Origin of the sequence: Paracoccus sp. J55 (genome assembly GCF_000513975.1) — a bacterium.
Classification (GTDB): domain Bacteria; phylum Pseudomonadota; class Alphaproteobacteria; order Rhodobacterales; family Rhodobacteraceae; genus Paracoccus.
On the sequence record NZ_AZVA01000022.1, the window covers coordinates 1 to 21,963 of the forward strand.

Annotated in this window: 17 protein-coding genes; 9 read left to right on the forward strand and 8 right to left on the reverse strand. The window is 65.0% G+C overall.

Annotated features, from left to right (window positions below; genetic code table 11):
• Nucleotides 1–93: 93 nt before the first annotated feature.
• The 8 genes from glpK to glpD all read right to left on the reverse strand — a co-directional run bounded on the left by glpK (nt 94) and on the right by glpD (nt 9,350).
• Nucleotides 94–1,581 carry a glycerol kinase GlpK gene (gene glpK, locus PARJ55_RS0115570; RefSeq protein ID WP_028713882.1) on the reverse strand — a complete coding sequence of 496 codons (1,488 nt, stop codon included), beginning with the start codon at nt 1,579–1,581 and terminating at the stop codon, nt 94–96.
• Nucleotides 1,582–1,671: 90 nt separating this feature from the next.
• Nucleotides 1,672–3,393: an ABC transporter substrate-binding protein gene (locus PARJ55_RS0115575; RefSeq protein ID WP_028713883.1), complete on the reverse strand. Its 1,722-nt coding sequence runs from the start codon at nt 3,391–3,393 to the stop codon at nt 1,672–1,674.
• A 79-nt stretch (nt 3,394–3,472) separates the two neighbouring features.
• Entirely contained in the window at nt 3,473–3,898 is a 426-nt protein-coding gene (locus PARJ55_RS0115580; protein ID WP_232215723.1) for a DUF2160 domain-containing protein, read from the reverse strand.
• Nucleotides 3,898–4,701, reverse strand: a complete 804-nt coding sequence (locus PARJ55_RS0115585; protein WP_028713885.1) for a carbohydrate ABC transporter permease — start codon at nt 4,699–4,701, stop codon at nt 3,898–3,900. The genes PARJ55_RS0115580 and PARJ55_RS0115585 overlap by 1 nt, the downstream gene beginning before the upstream one ends.
• Entirely contained in the window at nt 4,701–5,588 is an 888-nt protein-coding gene (locus tag PARJ55_RS0115590) for a carbohydrate ABC transporter permease (RefSeq protein ID WP_028713886.1), read from the reverse strand. Before PARJ55_RS0115590 ends, PARJ55_RS0115585 begins: the two co-directional genes overlap by 1 nt.
• Complete coding sequence (locus PARJ55_RS0115595; protein WP_028713887.1) at nt 5,588–6,673, reverse strand: ABC transporter ATP-binding protein; 1,086 nt, start codon at nt 6,671–6,673, stop codon at nt 5,588–5,590. The genes PARJ55_RS0115590 and PARJ55_RS0115595 overlap by 1 nt, the downstream gene beginning before the upstream one ends.
• Before the next feature lies 1 nt (nt 6,674).
• Nucleotides 6,675–7,754: an ABC transporter ATP-binding protein gene (locus PARJ55_RS0115600; RefSeq protein WP_028713888.1), complete on the reverse strand. Its 1,080-nt coding sequence runs from the start codon at nt 7,752–7,754 to the stop codon at nt 6,675–6,677.
• 12 nt (nt 7,755–7,766) lie between these two features.
• Nucleotides 7,767–9,350 (reverse strand): glycerol-3-phosphate dehydrogenase, encoded by a 1,584-nt coding sequence (gene glpD, locus PARJ55_RS0115605; RefSeq protein ID WP_028713889.1) that lies wholly within the window; start codon nt 9,348–9,350, stop codon nt 7,767–7,769.
• Nucleotides 9,351–9,797: 447 nt separating this feature from the next.
• Here glpD and cysD point away from each other — a divergent pair, with 447 nt between their 5' ends.
• The 9 genes from cysD (at nt 9,798) to PARJ55_RS24050 (ending at nt 21,928) form a co-directional block, all read left to right on the forward strand.
• Nucleotides 9,798–10,733 (forward strand): sulfate adenylyltransferase subunit CysD, encoded by a 936-nt coding sequence (cysD, locus tag PARJ55_RS0115610; protein ID WP_051416303.1) that lies wholly within the window; start codon nt 9,798–9,800, stop codon nt 10,731–10,733.
• Between the two features lies 1 nt (nt 10,734).
• Entirely contained in the window at nt 10,735–12,657 is a 1,923-nt protein-coding gene (cysN, locus tag PARJ55_RS0115615) for a sulfate adenylyltransferase subunit CysN (RefSeq protein WP_036714313.1), read from the forward strand.
• A gap of 559 nt (nt 12,658–13,216) precedes the next feature.
• Nucleotides 13,217–15,028 carry a polysaccharide pyruvyl transferase family protein gene (locus PARJ55_RS0115620; protein WP_028713892.1) on the forward strand — a complete coding sequence of 604 codons (1,812 nt, stop codon included), beginning with the start codon at nt 13,217–13,219 and terminating at the stop codon, nt 15,026–15,028.
• A gap of 15 nt (nt 15,029–15,043) precedes the next feature.
• Nucleotides 15,044–16,210 carry a hypothetical protein gene (locus PARJ55_RS0115625; RefSeq protein ID WP_028713893.1) on the forward strand — a complete coding sequence of 389 codons (1,167 nt, stop codon included), beginning with the start codon at nt 15,044–15,046 and terminating at the stop codon, nt 16,208–16,210.
• On the forward strand, nt 16,210–16,887 hold the full coding sequence (locus tag PARJ55_RS0115630; RefSeq protein WP_028713894.1) for an ABC transporter ATP-binding protein: 678 nt from the start codon (nt 16,210–16,212) through the stop codon (nt 16,885–16,887). The genes PARJ55_RS0115625 and PARJ55_RS0115630 overlap by 1 nt, the downstream gene beginning before the upstream one ends.
• A gap of 16 nt (nt 16,888–16,903) precedes the next feature.
• The gene (locus PARJ55_RS0115635) at nt 16,904–17,689 is read left to right on the forward strand and encodes an ABC transporter permease (protein WP_230375418.1); all 786 of its coding nucleotides are present in this window, start codon (nt 16,904–16,906) and stop codon (nt 17,687–17,689) included.
• A 270-nt stretch (nt 17,690–17,959) separates the two neighbouring features.
• Entirely contained in the window at nt 17,960–19,951 is a 1,992-nt protein-coding gene (locus PARJ55_RS23035; RefSeq protein WP_051416304.1) for a polysaccharide pyruvyl transferase family protein, read from the forward strand.
• Between the two features lie 13 nt (nt 19,952–19,964).
• The gene (locus PARJ55_RS23040) at nt 19,965–20,744 is read left to right on the forward strand and encodes a class I SAM-dependent methyltransferase (protein ID WP_051416305.1); all 780 of its coding nucleotides are present in this window, start codon (nt 19,965–19,967) and stop codon (nt 20,742–20,744) included.
• A gap of 71 nt (nt 20,745–20,815) precedes the next feature.
• Nucleotides 20,816–21,928 (forward strand): sulfotransferase domain-containing protein, encoded by a 1,113-nt coding sequence (locus tag PARJ55_RS24050; RefSeq protein ID WP_198019371.1) that lies wholly within the window; start codon nt 20,816–20,818, stop codon nt 21,926–21,928.
• Nucleotides 21,929–21,963: the final 35 nt, after the last annotated feature.

A 21,963-nucleotide genomic window follows, 5' to 3' on the forward strand; every position in this document is an offset into this window, starting at 1 on the left:
CCCGGATCATCGCCGGGGCGTTCTGCGCCTGGCCGCGGCCGAAGATCACCCGGCCCGGCAGGGCAAAGGAAAACCCGCTCATGCCGTCCCCGCTCATGCCGCCCCCATCGTCGCTTCCACGGCGCTTTTCCACCTTGCGTATCGGGCCTCGCGCTCGCCCTCGGCCATGGCGGGCTCGAAGCGGCGCTCCAAGGCCCAGGCGCGGGCGAAATCCTCGGGCGGCGGGCACAGGCCCGCCTGCAGCCCCGCCAGATAGCCCGCGCCAAGCGCCGTCGTCTCGGTCACCCGCGGACGGTCCACCGGCGCGCCCAGGATGTCGGCCAGGAACCGCATCGTCCAGTCGCTCGCCGCCATGCCGCCATCCACCCGCAGCACCCCCGCAGCGGCGCCCGGCCAGTCCGCCCGCATCGCCTCCCACAGGTCGCGGGTCTGGAAGCCCACGCTCTCCAGCGCCGCCCGCGCCAGCTCCGCCGGACCCGAGTTCCGCGTCAGCCCGAACACCGCGCCCCGGCAGTCCGGCCGCCAATAGGGCGCCCCCAGCCCGGTGAAGGCCGGCACCAGGACCAGCTCCTGCCCCGGATCCGCCGCCTCGGCCAGACCCTGCGTCTCGGCCGCCGAACGGATGATCCCCAGCCCGTCGCGCAGCCATTGCACCACCGCCCCGGCCACGAAGATCGAGCCCTCCAGCGCATAGCTCGTCCGGCCCCCCAGCCGGTAGGCGATGGTGGTCAGCAGCCGGTTCTTCGAGGCCACCATCTCCTCCCCGGTGTTCAGCAGCGCGAAGCAGCCGGTGCCATAGGTCGCTTTCATCATCCCGGGCGCGAAACAGGCCTGGCCCACCGTCGCCGCCTGCTGGTCGCCGGCGACGCCCAGGATCGGGATCTCGCGCCCGAACAGGTCGGCCCGCGCCATGCCGAAATCGGCGGCGCAGTCGCGCACCTCGGGCAGCAAGGCCATGGGGATGTCGAAAAGCGCGCAGATCTCGGCGTCCCAGCGGTTCTCGGCGATGTTGAAAAGCAGGGTGCGGGCGGCATTGGTGGCGTCGGTGGCATGGGTGCGGCCCCCGGTCAGGTTCCAGATCAGCCAGCTGTCCACGGTGCCGAAGGCGAGCTCGCCGCGCCGGGCGCGATCGCGGGCGCCGTCGATATTGTCGAGCAGCCATTTCAGCTTCGAGCCCGAGAAATACGGGTCGAGCAGCAGCCCGGTGCGGGCGGCGATCATCGGCTCGTGCCCCTCGGCCCTGAGCCGGTCGCAAAGGGCGGCGGTGCGGCGGTCCTGCCAGACGATGGCGCGGTGCAGCGGCCGGCCGGTCTTGCGGTCCCAGAGGAGCGTGGTCTCGCGCTGGTTGGTGATGCCGATGGCGGCGATGTCGCCGGCATGCAGCCCGGCCTTCTCCACCGCCGCACGCGCCACCCCCGCAACGCTGACCCAAAGATCCGAAGCATCGTGCTCGACCCAGCCGGAAGACGGGAAATGCTGCGGGAATTCCCTTTGCGCCGCGGCGACGGGGTTCAGCCCGGTGTCGAAGATGACGGCGCGCGACGAGGTCGTGCCCTGGTCGATGGCAAGGATATGGGTCATGGCGATTTCCGGAATGTCGTCGATCCGGCGCATAGAGACGGCCGGGGAACGAAGGATGGGGGCGAGGCCCGGCCCCGCCCCCGCCAGGCGTCACTGCCAGGACTTGATCAGCTCGTCATAGGAGATCGTCTCGCCTTGCGGCTTTTCGTTCTCCAGCGGTCCGACGGGAGAGCCCTCGGCGTCCAGCCATTCCTGCGGGTCCTTTTCCTCGTTCAGCTGGGGGCCCAGGTCGCCCTGCACGCCGGACCGCTCCAGCCGGGCCAGAACCCGCTCCTGCTCGGCGCAGAGTGAATCCAGCGCCTCCTGCGGGGTCTTGGCGCCGGAAAGCGCGTCGCCGATGTTCTGCCACCAGAGCTGCGCGAGCTTGGGATAGTCCGGGATGTTGGTCCCGGTCGGCGACCATTGCACGCGGGCGGGGGAGCGGTAGAACTCGACAAGCCCGCCAAGCTGCGGCGCGCGCTCGGTAAAGGACTGGTCCTGGATCGTGGATTCGCGGATGAAGGTCAGCCCGACATGGGATTTCTTCACATCCACGGTTTTCGAGGTCACGAATTGCGCATAGAGCCATGCGGCCTGCGCGCGATCCACCGGTGTCGATTTCATCAGCGTCCAGGAGCCCACGTCCTGATAGCCGATCTTGGTGCCCTCGGACCAATAGGCGCCGTGCGGGCTGGGCGCCATGCGCCATTTCGGCGTGCCGTCCTCGTTCATCACCGGCGTGCCGGGCTTGACCATATCGGCGGTGAAGGCGGTGTACCAGAACATCTGCTGGGCGATGTCGCCGCGCGCCGGGACCGGGCCGGCCTCGCCGAAGGTCATGCCCATGGCCTCGGGCGGGGTATAGTTCTTGAGCCAGTCGATGGCCTTGGTCACCGCATAGACCGCCGCCGCGTCGTTGGTCGCACCGCCGCGCGCCACGCAGGAGCCGACGGGGCGCGAGTTCTCGTCGACGCGAATGCCCCATTCGTCGACCGGCAGCCCGTTCGGCTCGCCCTTGTCGCCCATGCCGGCCATGGACATCCAGGCATCGGTATAGCGCCAGCCCAGGGACGGGTCCTTCTTGCCGTAGTCCATGTTGCCCCAGGCCTTCGCGGGGCCGCCCTCGATATAGGACATGTCGCGGCCGGTGAAGAATGCGGCGATATCCTCATAGGCCGACCAGTTGACCGGCACGCCGAGGTCGTAGCCGTATTCGGCCTTGAAATCCTCTTGCGTCTTGGCGTCGCTGAACCAGTCGTAGCGGAACCAGTAGAGGTTGGCGAACTGCTGGTCGGGCAACTGGTAAAGATCGCCGTCCGGCGCGGTGGTGAACTCCAGCCCGATGAAATCGTCGAGGTCCAGCGTCGGGCTGGTGAAGTCCTTGCCCTCCTCCTCCATCCACTTGGTCAGGCTGCGGGCCTGCTGATAGCGCCAATGCGTGCCGATCAGGTCGCTGTCGTTGACATAGGCGTCATAGATGTTCTCGCCGGTCTGCATCTGGGTCTGCAGCTTCTCGACCACGTCGCCCTCGCCGATCAGGTCGTGGGTGACCTTGATGCCGGTGATGGCGGTGAAGGCCGGGGCCAGCACCTTGGCCTCGTATTCATGCGTGGTGATGGTTTCCGAGACTACCTTGATCTCCATCCCCGCCAGCGGCTGCGCGGCGTCGATGAACCACTGCATCTCCTTCTCCTGGTCCTCGCGCGAGAGCGAGGAGAGGTCGCCGATCTCGGCGTCGAGAAACCTCTTCGCCGCCTCCATATCCGCCCAGGCGGGCGCCCCCATGACCATCAGCGCAAGCGCCATGGCCGTGGTCCTTTGCATCGGTCTCATGTTTTCCTCCCTTGGAATGAGACGTTGATCCTTGCGCCCCGGGCAATCGCCGCTGCCCCTGGGGCCGGTTCGAACCCGGTCAGACCCAGCGGAACACCGCCGCGGCATAGACGAGGCAGAGCGCAAGCCCCCACCACAGCGGCGGGCCTGCGAAGAACAGCCAGCCCAGGCAGATGAAGGCCGAGCCGAGAAGCGAGATGAACAGCCGGTCGCCGCGCGTCGTCTCGATGCGCAGGATGCCGCGGCGCGGGGTTTCGGGAAACCGGATGGCGAGGATGGTGAACAGAACCAGCAGGCTGGCGATCACCCAGAAGAACAGCGCCACCGGAAAGGTCCAGGCCATCCAGCCGCCGGAGACCATCGGCGCGGTCCAGTCCCTGGCGCCGTCCTCGGCCGGCGTGGCCAAGACCAGCAGGGCCAGGATGGCGGCCATCACAAGGGCGGCCCCGGCATAGATGGCGGGCCAGGCCTTGCGCTTGTGCGTCGGGATGGCGGCGTCGGACATCAGACCCTCCCCAGGGCGAAGCCCTTGGCGATGTAGTTGCGGACAAACCAGATCACCAGCGCACCGGGGATGATGGTCAGCACCCCCGCCGCCGCCAGCACGCCCCAGTCCATGCCGCTGGCGGAAACCGTGCGCGTCATCGTCGCCGCGATGGGCTTGGCGTTCACCGAGGTCAGGGTGCGCGAAAGCAGCAGCTCGACCCAGCTGAACATGAAGCAGAAGAAGGCGGCGACCCCGATCCCGCTGGCGATCAGCGGCATGAAGATCTTCACGAAGAAGCGCGGGAAGCTGTAGCCGTCGATATAGGCGGTCTCGTCGATCTCCTTCGGGACGCCGCGCATGAAGCCCTCGAGGATCCAGACCGCCAGCGGCACGTTGAACAGGCAATGCGCCAGCGCCACCGCGATATGGGTGTCGAACAGCCCGACCGAGGAATAAAGCTGGAAGAAGGGCAGCGCGAAGACCGCCGGCGGCGACATGCGGTTGGTCAAGAGCCAGAAGAACAGGTGCTTGTCGCCCATGAAGCTGTAACGGCTGAAGGCATAGGCGGCCGGCAGCGCCACGGCGATGGAAATCACCGTGTTCATAACCACATAGATGATGGAGTTCACGTAGCCCATATACCAGCTGGGATCGGTCAGGATCACCCGGTAGTTCCGCAGCGTCAGGTTGTGCGGATAAAGGCTGAAGGTGCCGGTGATCTCGGCATTGGTCTTCAGGCTCATGTTGACCAGCCAGTAGATCGGGATCAGCAGGAACAGCAGGTAAAGCACCATGACGATGGCCGAGGGTTTGACGCGCATCACATGGCCTCCGGGATGTCGGACTGGCTGCGGTCCATGCTGGTCATCACGGTGTAGAACACCCAGGACACCAGCAGGATGACCAGGAAATACATCAGGCTGAAGGCTGCCGCCGGGCCCAGGTCGAACTGTCCCACCGCCATCTTCACCAGGTCGATGGACAGGAAGGTGGTCGAGTTGCCGGGGCCGCCGCCGGTGACGACGAAGGGCTCGGTATAGATCATGAAGCTGTCCATGAAGCGCAGCAGCACGGCGATCAGCAGCACGCCCTTCATCTTGGGCAGCTCGATATAGCGGAACACCGCCCAGCGGCTGGCCTGGTCGATCTTGGCGGCCTGGTAATAGGCCTGCGGGATGGATTGCAGCCCGGCATAGCAGAGCAGCGCCACAAGGCTGGTCCAGTGCCAGACATCCATGACGATCACGGTGATCCAGGCGTCCAGCGGATCGTTGGTGTAGTTATAGTCGAACCCCAGCGCCGCCAGCCCCCGGCCCAGCAGGCCGATATCTGTGCGGCCGAAGATCTGCCAGATCGTGCCCACCACGTTGAAGGGGATCAGCAAGGGCAGCGCCATCAGCACCAGCACCAGGCTGGACCAGAAGCCCTTCTTGGGCATGTTCAGCGCCACGAAGATGCCCAGCGGCACCTCGATCGCCAGGATGATGGCGGAAAACAGCGCCTGCCGTCCCAGCGCCCCGTGCAGGCGCGAGGAGTGGATCATCTCGTCGAACCATTCCAGGCCGGCCCAGAAGAACTCGTTGTTTCCGAACGTGTCGTTGAAAGCGTAGTTCACCACCGTCATCAGCGGGATCACCGCCGAGAAGGCGACGACGGCCAGCACCGGCAGGACCAGGAACCAGGCCTTATTGTTCTGGGTCTTTTCCATCAGGCCGTCCCTTCTTCCTGCGGCGCCACGCGCCAGTCGTCGGCATAGACGTTGATCTTGCCCGGCGCGAAGGCGACCTGCGGCAGGCCCTCGACCGGCATGCCCTCGGGCATGACCACATTCAGCGGCCGGCCCGCCACCTCGCCGCGCACCAGCCGGTGGCGCCCCACATCCTCGACGCGGCGGATGGTCAGCGGCAGCCCGCCGCTGGGCACCAGCGTGGCATGTTCGGGCCGGATGCCGATCTGCACCCGGCCGGCGGCGGGGGCGTAGTGCCCACCCAGCGCCACCACCTCGCCGCCGGGCAGCAGGGCGCGGTCGCCCCGCACCTCGGCATCGAGGAAGTTCATCCCGGGCGAGCCAATGAAATAGCCGACGAAGGTGTGGGCAGGCTTCTCGAACAGCTCCTCGGGCGTGCCCATCTGCACCACGCGGCCCTCATACATGACCACCACCTTCTGGGCGAAGGTCAGCGCCTCGGTCTGGTCGTGGGTGACATAGATCATGGTATGGCCGAACTGCCGGTGCAGCTGCTTGAGCTGGGTGCGCAGCTCCCATTTCATCTGCGGGTCGATGACGGTCAGCGGCTCGTCGAACAGGATCGCGTTCACGTCCTCGCGCACCATGCCGCGGCCAAGGGAAATCTTCTGCTTGGCGTCGGCGGTCAGGCCCTGCGCCTTGCGGTCCAGCCGCGCCTCCATGCCGATCATGCGGGCGATCTGGTCCACGCGCGCCTTGATATAGGCGGCGTCCTTGCCGCGGTTCTTCAGCGGGAAGGCCAGGTTGTCGCGCACGGTCATCGTGTCATAGACCACCGGGAACTGGAACACTTGGGCGATGTTGCGCTCGGCCGTCGGCGCGTCGGTCACGTCGCGGTCGTTAAACAGCACCCGGCCGTGGCTGGGGGTCAGCAGCCCCGAGATGATGTTCAGGAGCGTCGTCTTGCCGCAGCCCGACGAGCCCAGCAGCGCATAGGCGCCGCCGTCCTGCCAGACATGGTCCATCTCCTTCAGCGCATAATCCGCTTCCGACTTCGGATGCGGGTTGTAGCTGTGGGCGAGGTTCTTGAGCGTGATCTGCGCCATGTCAGGCTGCCCTCGCATAGGCGGCCGGCGCGGCAAGCCGCTCGGACGCATCGAACAGGTAGACATGCGCCGGGTCCAGCCAGACCGAAAGCGGCTGGCCGGCGGTCAGCAGATGCACGCCCTCGACCAGCCCGACCCAGCGGTCGGCGCCGTGTTCGACATGGACGAAGGTTTCCGAGCCGGTGATCTCGGTCCCGACGAGCGTGCAGGCGAACTCGACCGCCGCCGGGCCGTGCCGGATCAGCGACAGATGGTTGGCGCGAAACCCGGCCAGATAGGCGCCGTCGGCCAGGTCGGCGAAACTGCCCGAGGCCAGCGCGCTTTCGCCGAAGCTGACGGCATCGCCCTGCTTGCGGGCGCCGACGAAATTCATCGGCGGATCGCTGAAGACCCGCGCGGTGGTCGCATCGACCGGCTGGCGATAGACGGCGGGCGTCGGGCCGAACTGTGTCACCCGGCCCTGCCACAGCGTCGCGGTCTGGCCGCCCAGCAGCAGCGCCTCCTCAGGCTCGGTGGTGGCATAGACGAAGATCGCGCCGGAGGCCTCGAAGATGCGCGGGATCTCGACCCGCAACTCCTCGCGCAGCTTGTAGTCGAGATTCGCCAGCGGCTCGTCCAGCAGCACCAGCCCGGCGCCCTTGACCAGCGCGCGCGCCAGCGCGCAACGCTGCTGCTGGCCGCCGGACAGTTCCAGCGGCTTGCGGGCCAGCATGGGCGTCAGGCGCAGCATCTCGGCGGTCTCGCGCACCTTGCGGTCGATCTCGTTCCGCGGCCGGCCCAGGATGCGCAGCGGCGAGGCGATGTTCTCATAGACCGAAAGGCCGGGATAGTTGATGAACTGCTGGTAGACCATGGCGACGCCGCGGTCCTGCACCCGTTGCCCGGTCACGTCCTGCCCGTTCCAGAGGATGCGGCCGGTCGAAGGCTGGTCCAGCCCGGCCATCAGCCGCATCAGGCTGGTCTTGCCCGACAGCGTCGGCCCCAGCAGCACGTTCATGCTACCCCTTTGCAAGGTCAGGCTGGTGGGATGGATATGCGCCCTGCCCCCGACCGACCGCGATACGCCCTGCAATTCCAGCAAAGCCTTCCTCCCCTATTCCGCCGCCGGATGGGCGGCATGCCGCTTGTCCACGAACGCCTCCAGTTCGCGGCGCTGTTCCTCGTTCATGTGCAGGCCCAGCTTGGTGCGCCGCCACAGGATGTCCTCGGCGCTCTGGGCGAATTCGTTGCGGATCAGCCAGTTCACCTCGGTCTCGGTCAGCCCGGCGCCGAAGTTGCGACCCAACGCGGCCATGCTTTCGGCGCCGTTCAGCAGCAGGAAGGCCTCGGTGCCGTAGGTGCGCATCAGCCGGCGGGCAAGCCGCGGCGACAGGAACGGATAGCTGGCCTGCAGTTGCGCGACCAGATCCTCGGCCCCGTCCACCGGAAAATCGCCGCCCGGCAGCGGCACCCGCGCCGTCCAGTCGCCGCCAGCCTGCGGAAAGAAGGGCGCGAGCTTGGCCAGCGCGCTTTCCGCCAGCCGCCGATAGGTGGTGATCTTGCCGCCGAACACGTTGAGCAGCGGCGCACCGCCCTCGTCGAGGCTGAGCACATAGTCCCGCGTCGCCGCCGTGGCCGATTTGGCTCCGTCATTATAAAGCGGCCGCACCCCGGAATAGGTCCAGACCACCTGGTCGGGCGTCACGGCCTTGGCGAAATACTGGCTGGCGAAGGCGCAGAGATAATCGCGCTCGGCATCCGAGCAGCGCGCCTCGCCCGGCGGGCCCTGATGGTCCATGTCGGTGGTGCCGATCAGGGTGAAATCCTCCTCGAAGGGGATGGAGAAGATGATCCGCCCGTCCTCGCCCTGGAAGAAATAGCAGCGGTCGTGATCGTAAAGCCGCGGCACGACGATATGGCTGCCACGCACCAGCCGCACCCCTTCCGAGGACTGGATATGCGCGACGTTGCGGATCACCGCCTCGACCCAAGGCCCGCCGGCATTGACCAGCGCGCGGGCGTGGTGGATGCGCACGCCCTCCGGCCCCTCGGTGGTGATGCGCCACAGCCCGCCCGCCCGCTCGGCATGGGTGACGCGGGTGCGGGTCAGGATCGCGGCGCCGCGCGCCTGCGCATCGCGGGCATTCAGCACCACCAGCCGGGAATCCTGCACCCAGCAGTCGGAATATTCCCAGCCGAGCCGGAAGCCCGGCTTCAGCGGCGCGGCCAGCGGGTCGCGGGACAGGTCCAGCCGCCTGGTGCCCGGCAGAATCCTGCGCCCGCCCAGATTGTCGTAAAGGAACAACCCCAGCCGGATCAGCCAGGCCGGCCGGCGGCCCCGCAGCCAGGGCATGGCGAAGGACAAGAGCCGCGAGGTGGGCGTGTCGCTTTCGAACCGCATCTGCGGCGAATAGGGCAGCACGAAGCGCATCGGCCATGAGATATGCGGCATGGCGACCAGCAGCGTCTCGCGTTCCTCCAGCGCCTCGCGCACCAGCCGGAACTCGAAGAACTCCAGATAGCGCAGCCCGCCGTGGAACAGCTTGGTCGAGGCCGAAGAGGTCGCCTGCGCCAGATCGCCCATCTCGGCCAGGGTGACCGAAAGCCCGCGCCCGGCCGCGTCGCGCGCGATGCCGCAGCCGTTGATTCCGCCGCCGATGATGAAAAGGTCGGCCTCGGGCCGCGCTGGTGCTGACACGCCGATCCCTCCCCCCGTCGTTTCGCGCCTGTCGATAGCGAAAAGGTGTAACGGCTGCGTGATTCCCGTCAAGCGAAAATTTTCGTTTATGATCGTTTTTGCGGAAATCGAATGTTCGGGCGCGGCATTGCGGCGAATCTTGTTGGAAAGTGCAGCGTCAGAGGCGCAAGAACGGCAAAATGCCGCGCGTTTCCGTGGGGCTGCCTCGGCGCAGGCATCGCAAGGGCGGTCAGATACGAACCCAAACGAACATTACCGAAAAGAAAGCCGCGGGTGGAACCACGGTCTGGCGAAACCGGTCGGCAGGCCCGGCCCGTCCGCGGATTCCGCGATGCAGCGGAACGGTGGTCCTTTCCGTGGTCGCAGCGCCGTTTCAGGCTCCGTTGGTCTTGGTCTTGCTGCGAAAATCTGGCAAAGGACGCGCATCCAAGAACAAGGGCCACCCAGATGAACAGCCAATCCGTCATACATACCGGGGGTCAGGCGGCCACGCTGACCCATCTCCAGCGCCTGGAGGCCGAAAGCATCCAGATCATGCGCGAGGTGGTCGCCACGGCCGACAACCCGGTGATGCTGTATTCCGTGGGCAAGGATTCTGCCTGCATGCTGCATCTGGCGAAGAAGGCGTTCTATCCGGCCCCGCCGCCCTTCCCGCTTCTGCATGTCGACACCACCTGGAAGTTCCGCGCCATGTACGAGCTGCGCGACCGCGCCGCGGCCGAGGCCGGCATGGAATTGATTGTCCACCACAACCCCGAGGCGATGGAAAAGGGCATCAACCCCTTCGACCACGGCAGCCTGCATACCGACATGTGGAAGACCGACGGGCTGAAACAGGCGCTGAGCAAGTTCAATTTCGACGTGGCCTTCGGCGGCGCCCGCCGCGACGAGGAGAAGTCGCGCGCCAAGGAGCGGGTGTTCTCGTTCCGCTCGGCCAACCACCGCTGGGACCCCAAGAACCAGCGCCCCGAGCTGTGGAAGCTTTACAACACCCGCAAGGGCAAGGGCGAATCGATCCGGGTCTTCCCGCTGTCGAACTGGACCGAGCTGGACATCTGGCAATACATCCACCTGGAAGGCATCGACATCGTGCCGCTGTATTTCAGCGAGCCGCGCCCGGTCGTGGAACGCGACGGCCTGCTTATCATGGTCGATGACGACCGCTTCCCGCTGCGCGACGGCGAGCAGCCGGTGATGAAATCGGTGCGCTTCCGCACGCTGGGCTGCTATCCGCTGACCGGTGCTGTGGAATCCGACGCCCGCACCCTGCCCGAGGTCATCCAGGAAATGCTGCTGACCACCACGTCCGAGCGCCAGGGCCGCGCCATCGACCACGACCAGTCCGCGTCGATGGAGAAGAAGAAGCAAGAGGGGTATTTCTGAAATGAACCTTCAAGACAAAGACCCCGTCTACGTCACCGAGGCGCTGATCGCCGAGGATATCGACGCCTATCTGCTGAAGCACCAGCACAAGACCATGCTGCGCTTCATCACCTGCGGTTCGGTCGACGACGGCAAGTCGACGCTGATCGGCAGGCTGCTCTATGACAGCAAGATGATCTTCGAGGACCAGCTGGCCAGCCTGGAAAACGATTCGAAGGTCGTGGGCACCCAGGGCGGCGAGATCGACTTCGCCCTGCTGGTCGACGGCCTGGCGGCCGAGCGCGAACAGGGCATCACCATCGACGTGGCCTATCGCTTCTTTGCCACCGACAAGCGCAAGTTCATCGTCGCCGACACCCCTGGCCATGAACAATACACCCGCAACATGGTCACCGGCGCCTCGACCGCCGACCTGGCGGTGATCCTGATCGACGCCCGGCAAGGCGTGCTGACCCAGACCCGGCGACACAGCTATCTGGTGAACCTGCTCGGCATCAAGAACGTGGTGCTGGCGGTGAACAAGATGGACCTGGTCGATTACTCGGCCGAGCGGTTCTACGAGATCGTCGCGGATTATTCGCATTTCGCCAAGCAGATCGGCATGGACAGCTTCCTGCCGATCCCGATCTCGGGGCTCAAGGGCGACAATATCGTCAGCCACAGCGACAACATGCACTGGTATCAGGGCCCGACGCTGCTGGGCCATCTGGAAGAGGCACCGGTCAGCGACACGCGCATGCTGGACCAGCCATTCCGCATGGCGGTGCAATGGGTGAACCGGCCGAACCTGGATTTCCGCGGCTTCGCCGGCCAGATCGGCGCCGGCGCGGTGCGGCCGGGCGACGCGATCCGGGTGCTGCCCTCGGGCAAGACCACCACGGTCAAGTCGATCGTCACCTATGACGGCGATCTGGACCAGGCGGTCGCCGGCCAGTCGGTGACGCTGACCTTCGCCGACGAGATCGACTGCTCGCGCGGCGACGTGATCGTGCAATCGGATCAGCCCTGCGAGGTCGCCGACCAGTTCGAGGCGACGCTGGTCTGGATGGCCGAGCAGGAGATGCTGCCGGGCCGCCCCTACCTGCTGAAGGTCGGCACCCAGACCGTCACCGCCACCGTCACCGAGCCGAAATACGAGGTCAACGTCAACACGCTGGAGCATCTGGCCAGCAAGACCCTGGGGCTGAACGCCATCGGGGTGGTCAACATCTCGACCGACCGGCCGATCCCGTTCGAGGCCTATGCCCAGAACCCCGACCTTGGCGGCTTCATCCTGATCGACCGCATGACCAATGCCACGGTGGCGGCGGGGATGATCCATTTCGCGCTGCGCCGGTCGCAGAACATCCACTGGCAGGCGCTGGACGTGAACCGCGAGGCCCATGCGGCGCTGAAGAACCAGAAGCCCGCCGTGGTCTGGTTCACCGGCCTGTCCGGCTCGGGCAAGTCGACCATCGCCAATATCGTCGAGAAAAAGCTGCATGCGCTTGGCAAGCACACCTTCCTGCTGGATGGGGATAACATCCGCCACGGGCTGAACCGCGACCTGGGCTTTACCGATGCCGACCGGGTGGAGAACATCCGCCGCGTCGGCGAGGTGGCGAAGCTGATGACCGATGCGGGGCTGATCGTGCTGACCGCCTTCATCTCGCCCTTCCGCTCGGAACGGCAGATGGTGCGCGACCTGATGGCGCCGGGCGAATTCGTCGAGGTCTTCGTCGACACGCCGCTGGAAGTGGCCGAGGCGCGCGACGTCAAGGGCCTCTACAAGAAGGCGCGCGCGGGCCAGCTGAAGAACTTCACCGGCATCGACAGCCCCTATGAACAGCCCCAGCAGGCCGAAATTACCGTCAACACCGTCGACCTGACCCCGGAGGACGCCGCCGAGCGCATCGTGCAATATGTCCTGCGCGAAATGAGCTGACGGCCGCACCATGCAAGGCGGGCGGGCGGCAAATCGCCCGCCTGCTCCTCCATCCGGAGCGATTTCCGGAAACCGGCCCGCCGGGGTGGCCCGCAAGCTTCGACCGGGAATCTCCGCGGGGTTTCGGCTGCCGCGCACCAGCAAACCGGCGCGGCAGGCCCGCGACTCCGTCGCGGCGATCCGGCGCTTTCCCCGGCTTGCGGGCCGCCTGCCGGGCCATGGTCCGGCATAAGAATCCGGAAGGAAGGCGCATTGGGCGGATTTCCGCCCAGATTTGACCCTGCCGGACAGGTGGTTTGACGGTCACCGTGGGCGGCCTGCCACAGCGTGCCGCGCGGACAAATTCGGCTTTATCGACAGCGCGTTGGAAATCCTTCTGCATTCAGGGCATTCTGCATTCTTTTGATGCTGAAGCATTTGTGAACCCGGCAAAGCCCTGCCTTTTTTCGCAGTCTCGGTTGCAGGAACTGAACGATTCAGTTTAACAACGCCTCGTATCGACCGACTTGTTTCGGTCCCTTTTGGCCAACCTGACGAACGCCTGAAACGAGACACAGACATGCCTTTCGGCGGACCGCTTCCAGCAGACGTCCTGTTCTGCTCGTTCCACACACCTGACGACTATTACGCACAGTCAGCGCAGAACCTGCGTCGTTCGCTGGACCGGCTGGGCATCGCCCATGAGATTGCCGAGGTTCCCAAGGCGCCCGGCGAGGAATGGCTGGAGATCTGCCGCAAGAAGATCCCGTTCCTGCACTCGGTCTGCGAGAGCAACCCGAAGCGCAAGATCTTCTGGATCGACGTGGATTGCGACATCGACTACCTGCCGGATTTCGTCTCGGGCTTCTCGGCCGACATCATCGGCTTCCAGCGCGGTTTCGGCCATCCCATGCGGATCGGCTATGCCAACAGCGCGCGCTTCTGGGAGCCGTGCTTCTGGGGCATCAACACCACGGCCGCCGCACGCAACTACATCCGCGACGCCCGCGCCGCCTGCGAAACCATGACGATGCGCGCCACGGACGATTTCTTCTTCGAGGAAGCCTGGCGCAAGAACGCCGATCAGCTGACCTTCCAGATGATTCCCTCGTCCATGCTGCTGGGGCGCGCCGACCTGCCCGACAGCGGCCGCCGGCCGTTCTTCTATTTCGGTTCCAGCGGCAATGTCGCCACCTTCAAGGGGCTGGCCGCCCAGCACAGCCGCTCGACGGCGGCGGCGCGCGCCCTGTCCGGCGGGGCAAAGCCGAAATCGGTCGCGCTGCAGGCCGCGCGCCGTCTGCAGGGCGCCCTGCCCCGCCGGGTCGCGGTGCCACTGCGGCGGCTGTCGGACAGCATTGGGCTGACGGAATACCTGTCGCCCACCATGCCGGCCTCGCGCGAGCTGTCGCAGCGCAGCATCTACAATCTGGTCCATGAGGCCCGCAGCGGCAATCGCGAGGCGGTCGAGGCCCGCATCGCCGATATCTCGTCCCGCCGGCTGCTGGGCAATACCGACCGGGTGGTGATCGGGGCGGCGATGGCCTTCCTGGATCATGTAACGAACGGAACCGGCGCGCCGCTGCCGCTGCTGTGGTGGGACAAGCCTTATCCGGGCAATTACGGCGACTGGCTGTCGCCGCTGATCCTGCAGGCCCATGCCGGCAGGCCGGTGCGCTTCCAGCGCCATGACGAGATCGGCGCCGGGCCGCATCTGATGGCCGTCGGCTCGATCGGGCGCTTCGCGCAGAAAAGCTCGATCCTCGTCGGCACCGGCTTCAGCCGCGCCGATACCGAGATCGCGCCCGATGCGACCTATATCTCGTTGCGGGGTCCGCATTCGGCGCAGCTGGTCGCCGAGGCGGGCGGGCCGCGCGTCGAACGCTTCGGCGATCCGGCGGCGATCCTGCCCCGGTTGATCCCGCTGGAACGGCCGCAGGCGACGAACGGGCGCCTGGCGCTGGTGCGCCATTTCGCGCATCGCAAGCTGTCGCTGCGGCTGCCCGAGCAGGTGGACGAGCTTTCGGTGCTGCTGTCGCGCCGCGCCGATATCGAGTCGCTGATCGGCACCCTGCTGCAATATGATGCGGTGCTGACCAGCGCGATGCATGTCTACATCACCTGCCATGCCTATGGCATTCCGGTCGGGCTGATCACCTTCGAGGGCTTCGAGGACGCCGTCGCCGGCGACCGGATCAAGTATCGCGACTACGCCGCCGGCGTCGGGCTGCCCGAACGCCTGCCGCAGACGGTGGGCCTGGACCTGCGTCATCGCGCGCTGACCGACCTGGTCGAGCATGACCGCATTTCCGAGGCGGCGATGGATGACATCGAATCCGCCCTGACAGAGGCCGTCGCGGCCTATGACCGCGCCGCCCGTCCCCTGATGCAATAACGATCGGAACGGCTCGTGAAAGATCTGGAAACTCCGCAGCGCACACAGCCCGCCAACCCGCGTGTCCTGCCTCCGGTCGGCCGCTCGGGCTGGAAGCGGGTTCATACGCTGGTGCTGGCCAGCTTCCTGCTGGTCTTTGCGCTGCCTTCGCTGCTTGTCGCGACCTACATGTTCCTGATCGCCAAGGACCAGTATGTCTCCGAGGTCTCTTTCGTGGTCCGCGACGAAGAGACGCCGAACCTGGGGCTGCTGGCCGGATTCGGCCTGTCCTCGGTGGGCAACACGACCACGGATGCGCAGATCCTCTACAAATACCTGCGCAGCCCGAACTTCGTCGCCCAGCTCGACCGCGAACTGGACCTGCGGGCGATGTTCACCAAGCCCAAGGGCGACCCGGTCTTCACGCTGCGTGAGGGATCGAGCCAGGAGCAGCTGGTGGATTACTGGCGACGGATGGTCACCATCAGCGTCGATTCGGCGACCGGCATGATCGAGATCGAGGTGCGCGCCTTTACCTCCGAGGACGCCCACCGCATCGCGCAGGGCATCCACAAGGCCGCCGGCCGCCTGGTCAACGCCGTCTCGGACGAGGCGCGCGACAATTCGCTGCGCTACGCCCAACGCGACCTCGCCAAGACCGAGGACGACCTGGCCAAGGCCCGCGTGGCGCTGGCGCGCTTCCGCGACAAGTACAAGCTGATCGACCCGCAATCGGTGGTGAACATCAACGCCTCGGTGGTCACCAGCCTGTCGCAGGAACTGACCGAGGCCATGGTCCAGGTCGAGACCCTGCGTAACCAGGGCACCGCCGATGTCCGCCTGACCCAGGCCCAGCTGCGCGTCGATGTGCTCAAGCGCCGGATCGAGCAGGAACAGCAGAGCTACGCCACCAGCGCGCCCAGCGATGTCAGCTTCAGCTCGGTGGTGGACGAATACACCAAGCTGCAGCTGGACCTGGAACTGGCCGAGAAAAGCTATGCGCTCGCGCTGTCGGGGGTCGAGGGCGCCCGCGCCAAGTCCGAACAGGACAGCCGCTACCTCGCGACCTTCGTCGAGCCCACCCTGGCCGAGACGGCCACCCGCCCGCGGCGGCTGATGATCACGCTTCTTGCCGTCACCTTCATCTTCATCGGCTGGCTCAGCCTCGTGCTGATCGGCTATAGCAACCGCGACCGACACTGATGATCCGGCTGGAGAACCTGTCGAAAAGCTTCACGGTCAACGGGCGCACCACGGTCGTGGCGCGCGACGTGAACGTGACCTTCCCGACGGGGACCAGCGTCGGCCTGCTGGGCCATAACGGCGCCGGCAAATCGACGCTGCTGCGGATCATCGCCGGCGTTATCCGGCCCGATCGCGGGCGGGTGGTGACCACCGGCACCGTATCCTGGCCGGTGGGCTTTGCCGGCAGCTTCCATCCCGACCTGACCGGCGCGCAGAACACCCGCTTCATCGCCCGGGTCTATAATGTCGATGCCGACAAGCTGCTGGCCTTCGTCGCGCATTTCTCGGATCTGGGGCATCACCTCTACCTGCCCTTCGGGCATTACTCGTCGGGGATGCGCTCGCGGCTGGCCTTCGGCGTGTCGATGGGCATCCATTTCGACACCTATCTGGTGGACGAGGTGACCTCGGTCGGGGACGGCAATTTCCGCGACAAGAGCCAGAGCTATTTCCGCAACCGGCTGAAGAACAGCGGTGCCATCATGGTGACACATTCCATGCGCATGATCCGCGCGGTCTGCGATTCTGCCGCGGTGCTGCACAAGGGGCAGCTGACCTATTTCGAGGATGTCGAGCAGGCCATCGAGGTGCACCAAGCCAATATCGGCGCCAGCGGCGTGGACGACGAGGACTGACGCGATGCAAGCCCTGATGCCCCAACATCACCCCCTGACCCGGATGCCGGCGCTGCGCACCATCTTCGCGCTGATCTTCCGCGAGATGTCCACCTCTTACGGCAAGTCGCCGGGCGGGTTCATCTGGACGGTGCTGGAGCCGGTGGGCGGCATCGCGCTGCTGACCATCATCTTTTCGCTGGGCGTGCGGGTGCCGCCGATGGGGTCCAGCTTTGCGCTGTTCTATGCCTCGGGGCTGCTGCCCTTCATCATGTTCCTCGACATCAGCCGCAAGATCGCGCAATCGCTGTCCTTCTCGAAGCAGCTGCTGTTCTATCCCGGCGTGACCTTCGTCGATGCGATCATCGCGCGCTTCGTGCTGGCCTGCATGATCCAGGCGCTGGTCTTCGTGATCGTGCTGACCGGCATCATCTATTACGACGATATCGAGCTGATCGTGAACCTGCCCCGGATCATGCTGGCCTTCCTGATGGCCGCCGGGCTGGCGCTCGGCGTGGGCTGCATGAACTGCTTCCTGATGCGGCGCTTTCCCGTCTGGGCCAACATCTGGGGGATCATCACCCGGCCGCTGTTCCTGCTGTCGTGCATCTTCATGTCCTTCGACAGCATTCCGATGCCCTATCGCGATTATGTCTGGTTCAACCCGCTGATCCATATCGTCGGCACCAGCCGCTCGGGGTTCTATTCGACCTATCGCGCCGAATATGTCGAGCCCCTCTATGTCATCACCATCGCCGCGGTGCTGTTCGCCGCCGGCCTGGCGCTGCTGACCAAATGGCACCGCGATCTGGCGCAGCGATGAAATACCCGGCCATGGCGGTGCCATGGCCAAGCCCGGAAGCCGGCCCTTGCGCCGGACCGAAATACCCGCCCCAGCGACGGCATCCCCGTGCCGTGCCAGGGTCTTGGCCAGCCCGTCACCCCCGCAGCGAAAGCGGGACCGCCGGGCTTGGTTTCCGGATTGATCCGGAAAGGTAAGATACTGATTTTTTTGTTTATACATAATCCTCCTCCCCTCCCTATTGCCGTCGCGTCTGCGGCAGGTGAAACCTCTCAAGGAAAAGCTGCTCCCATGACCGAAACAAGCGCCAACACCAACCTCTTCCAGCCCTCCCCAACCCCCGTCTCGGTGCGCCTGGCCAAGAAGCTGTTGCCCGAAGCCCTGCTACGCTATGTCCGCCGCCGCGGCGAGGTGGCCAGCCAGCGCATCACCATCGTCAGCTTCTATACCGAGGGCGGCTATTACGAAGAAAAGGCCAACGAGCTGCGCGCCCGCTGCGACGAGCTGGGCATGCTGCACGACATCCAGCCCATCACCTTTCCCGAAGGCACGAGCTGGAGCGAGATCTGCCGCGCCAAGGTCCGCTTCTATCGCAAGATGCTGCTCAAGCATCGCAGCACGATCATGTGGGTCGACGTGGACACCAAGCTGCTGCGCAATGTCGATAACCTGGCAAGCCGCGCCTATGACATCGCGGCCTTCATGCGCGGATTCCGCTTCCTACCGCAGGAAAATTTCTCGCTTTACGCCCGCCGCTTCCATCCGGGCTATCTGATCCTGAACTACACCCGCGAGACGCTGGAACTGCTTTACGAATGCAAGCGGGTCGAACGCGAAACCGAGGGCGATTTCACCGACGACTACATCCTCGAAGAGGCCTTCCGGCGCACCAGCGCCCGGCCGCGGCTGCTTGTGCTGTCGCCCAATGACGTCGTCCGCCCGCAGGATTCTGAAAATCCCGGCGCCTACTTCCTGCATGGCGACAGCGGAAACGTCAAGGAATTCAAGGGCAAGGTGCTTCAGCACACCCCCGACATCATGCGTCCCGAAAGCCAGAAGGCGGTCATTCTGGACCTGATCTCCGACGCGGCGCGGGCGGGGCGGCGGACGCTGGTCTGCGACTATTTCCACGCCCTGCTGTCGCGCGATCCCGAGGATTACGCCAGCTATCACCGGCTGCTCGAGATCTCGGCCAAGTTCAAGGACCCTTCGGTGCTGAAGGCCAATCTGGCGCGCTATCGCGACAACGAGCATCTTCACCCCTATGCGCTGCGCTTCCAGCTCTTGCAGGCGATCGACCAGAAGGCATGGGCCCGCGCGGACGAGCTGTTCTCCGAGATCCTGCTGACCGGGAACGAGGCGGTCATCAGCTTCTCGCGCAGCCGGCTGTTCCGCGCCTCGCTCGACCGGCGGGCGGAACAGCGCGGCATTGAGCCCTCGCGGCGGGTCAAGCTGTTCTGGTGGGAACAGCCTTATCCCGGCAACCTGGGCGACATCGTGAACCCCTATATCGTCGAGAAGGTCACCGGCATTCCCCCGGAATGGGCGGGCCGCGGCATCGGGCTCTGCGCCATCGGGTCGGTCATCAAATACGCCCGCGAGGGCAGCCGGGTCTGGGGCAGCGGCACGCCGAATTCCCGCGACACCCTGGCGGCAGGGGCGCATTACCACGCGGTGCGCGGCCCGCTGACCCGCGACCTGGTCATCGCCAACGGCGGCACCTGCCCCGAGGTCTATGGCGATCCGGCCTGGCTGCTGCCGATCCTCTATCCGCGCACGGCCAAGCCGCGCCACAAGACCGGGCTGATCCTGCATTTCACCCATGAAGAGATGGCGACCCCGGTCGATCCGGCCGTCAAGCGCATCGACATCCGCCGTCTCGGCTATGACGAGATCGAGGCCTTCCTGGACGAGATGCACGATTGCGAGCGCATCGTCTCCTCCTCGCTGCACGGCGTGATCATCGCGCAGGCCTACGGCATTCCCGCCTGCCTGGCGACGGTTACCTCGTCCAGCACCCAGATCCACGGCGACGGCATCAAGTTCGACGACTATTACCAGTCGATCGGCCATGAGCGCGCGCCCGAGGCGGTGGACCTGTCGCAATTCTCCGGCCTCGACCCGGACACCATCCCGGCCGAGCGTTTCCTGCTGGCCCGCAAGCCCATCGACATCGCGGCCCTGCTGGCGGCGGCGCCCTTCGAGGCCCTGCCCGAGGTGACCCGCGCCGCCGGGGAATGGATGGCAAGCTGGCAGGCCGGACCCGTCCCGGCCAGGACCTGAAAGAACCCGATACATGGATCAATCCCACAAAGAGGGCGAACCGGCCCCCACCCCTGTCGCCGCCCCCGCCGGGGCCGGGGAAAGCCGGTTCGCCGTCACCTATCTGCGCGAGAACTCGCCGACCTGGGACCGCGCACGGTTCCGGGCGGTGCTGGGAGGCGAGATCGAGCCCGAGACCCAGGCCGAGATCGGCCGGCGGCGGACGGCGCTGCGCAACTATGCGCCCAGCCCCCTGCACCGTTCTTACGGCGGCAAGTCCCATGCCGGGCGCGAGGGGCCGGGCCTGGTCACCTCGGACATTCTGGCGATCTCGCCCGCCTATGGCGCCGTGCTCTACAATCTGGCGCGCAGCATCGAGGCAGGGCTGATCCTCGAGGCAGGCGCGGGTTTCGGCATTTCGTCGATGTATCTGGCCGCGGCCGCCCGCCGGGCCGAAGGCGGCACGCTGCTCTCCTTCGAGATCTCGGATTATGCGGCGATCGCCCAGGCCTCGGTCAACCTGATCGATCCCGGCTCGCGGGTGGTGCAAGGCGATTTCGCCTGTTTTCCCTCCTATCTGGCCGGTGCGGCCGAGGTGGATCTGGCCTTCATCGATGCGGTGCATGAAAAGGATGCCATGCTGCGCAGCTTTCGTTCCCTGATCGGTTGGATGGCGCGGCGATCCATGATCATCGTGGACGATCTGTCCTATTCCGAATCCTCGCGCGAGGCCTTTCGCTGCATGATGCGCATGGAGCACCATGATTTCGTCTGCATCGTGAATCGGCGGTTCGGAGTGCTGATCAAGGGATAGGCGGGTGCGCGTCGGAAAAACGCAACCAGAGCTTGCGAGTGATAGAAAAATAAAAGCCGGAAGGTAGGATTGTGAAGCGTATCTTTTTACATATCGGCCAGCCGAAGTGCGGGACGACCGCAATACAGCGGGCTTTTGCAGAGCATAGTGATTCCGCGGAAAACCGCACTGTGTACTATCCTCGTAAAGGCCGGTATGTCAGGAAGCTGGTCGCACATCACAATCTGGCCTATGAACTATATGCGCCGAAATCGTTTCTACCGGCTCGTGGAAGCTGGGCGGATCTGGAGGAAGAGGTCAGGTCCACGGGCGCAGACAACATATTGCTGTCCAGTGAAGCCTTTAGAAGATTTCTGGCCAATACTGTTGCTGCGAAGTTCAGAAAGCATTTCGCCGATTATGATTGCAAGGTGATCCTCTATCTTCGTCCTCAATGGGACTATATAGAATCCGGATACAATCAGCTGCTCAGGTTTGGCCGACATAGCGGAACCATAGATGAGTTCTACAAGGAGCAGGGGGCGAAGATTACGGAATACAAGGGCATCGTCACCGCTTGGGGAAAGGCGATAGGTCACGAAAACATCATCTGCCTGCCTTTCGACAAGGAAGCCAAGACGATTGGCATCGTCAGCCACATGCTGAAATATGCTCTCAAGCTGGATGTCGAGATGCCGGATTCCGACATCGTAAACAAGAGGTTTGGTCTGAAAGCATTAAGTGCTATCCGATATTGCTCGGAAAAATACACCCGTGAAACCGGAGAGATGGCACTTCCTGTCAGATACATCGTGATGATCTCAGATCTCTTTCGACACTACCCCGGAGAGGTCAATGATTTCACCTTCATGAAGCCGGAACTGCGGCGGAAAATCTATCAGGACTCGCTGGAAACCAATCAGTGGCTTGCAGTACGCTACCGCGGATTCGCGACCTCGGAATTCCTTTCTTGCAGTCCCTCGGGAAAAGATAACACAGTCGCCGAACTGCCCACCTTGACCAAGGAAGAGCGGGAAATATGCGACAGTCTTGTCCGAGCCGCTGCTAGAGGCCGGCTCGTATTGCGATACAGCAACGGACAACGTATCGCCCAGAAATGGTGGGAAGGCAGACCTTCGATCTTGAATCTCAGATCCTGGAAACCCGACAGAAGAGCTTTTCGGCCTGGTGAGCGACCCGGCTAGCCTTGAAGCCAGGCTGACGTCATCTGCTTATAAGA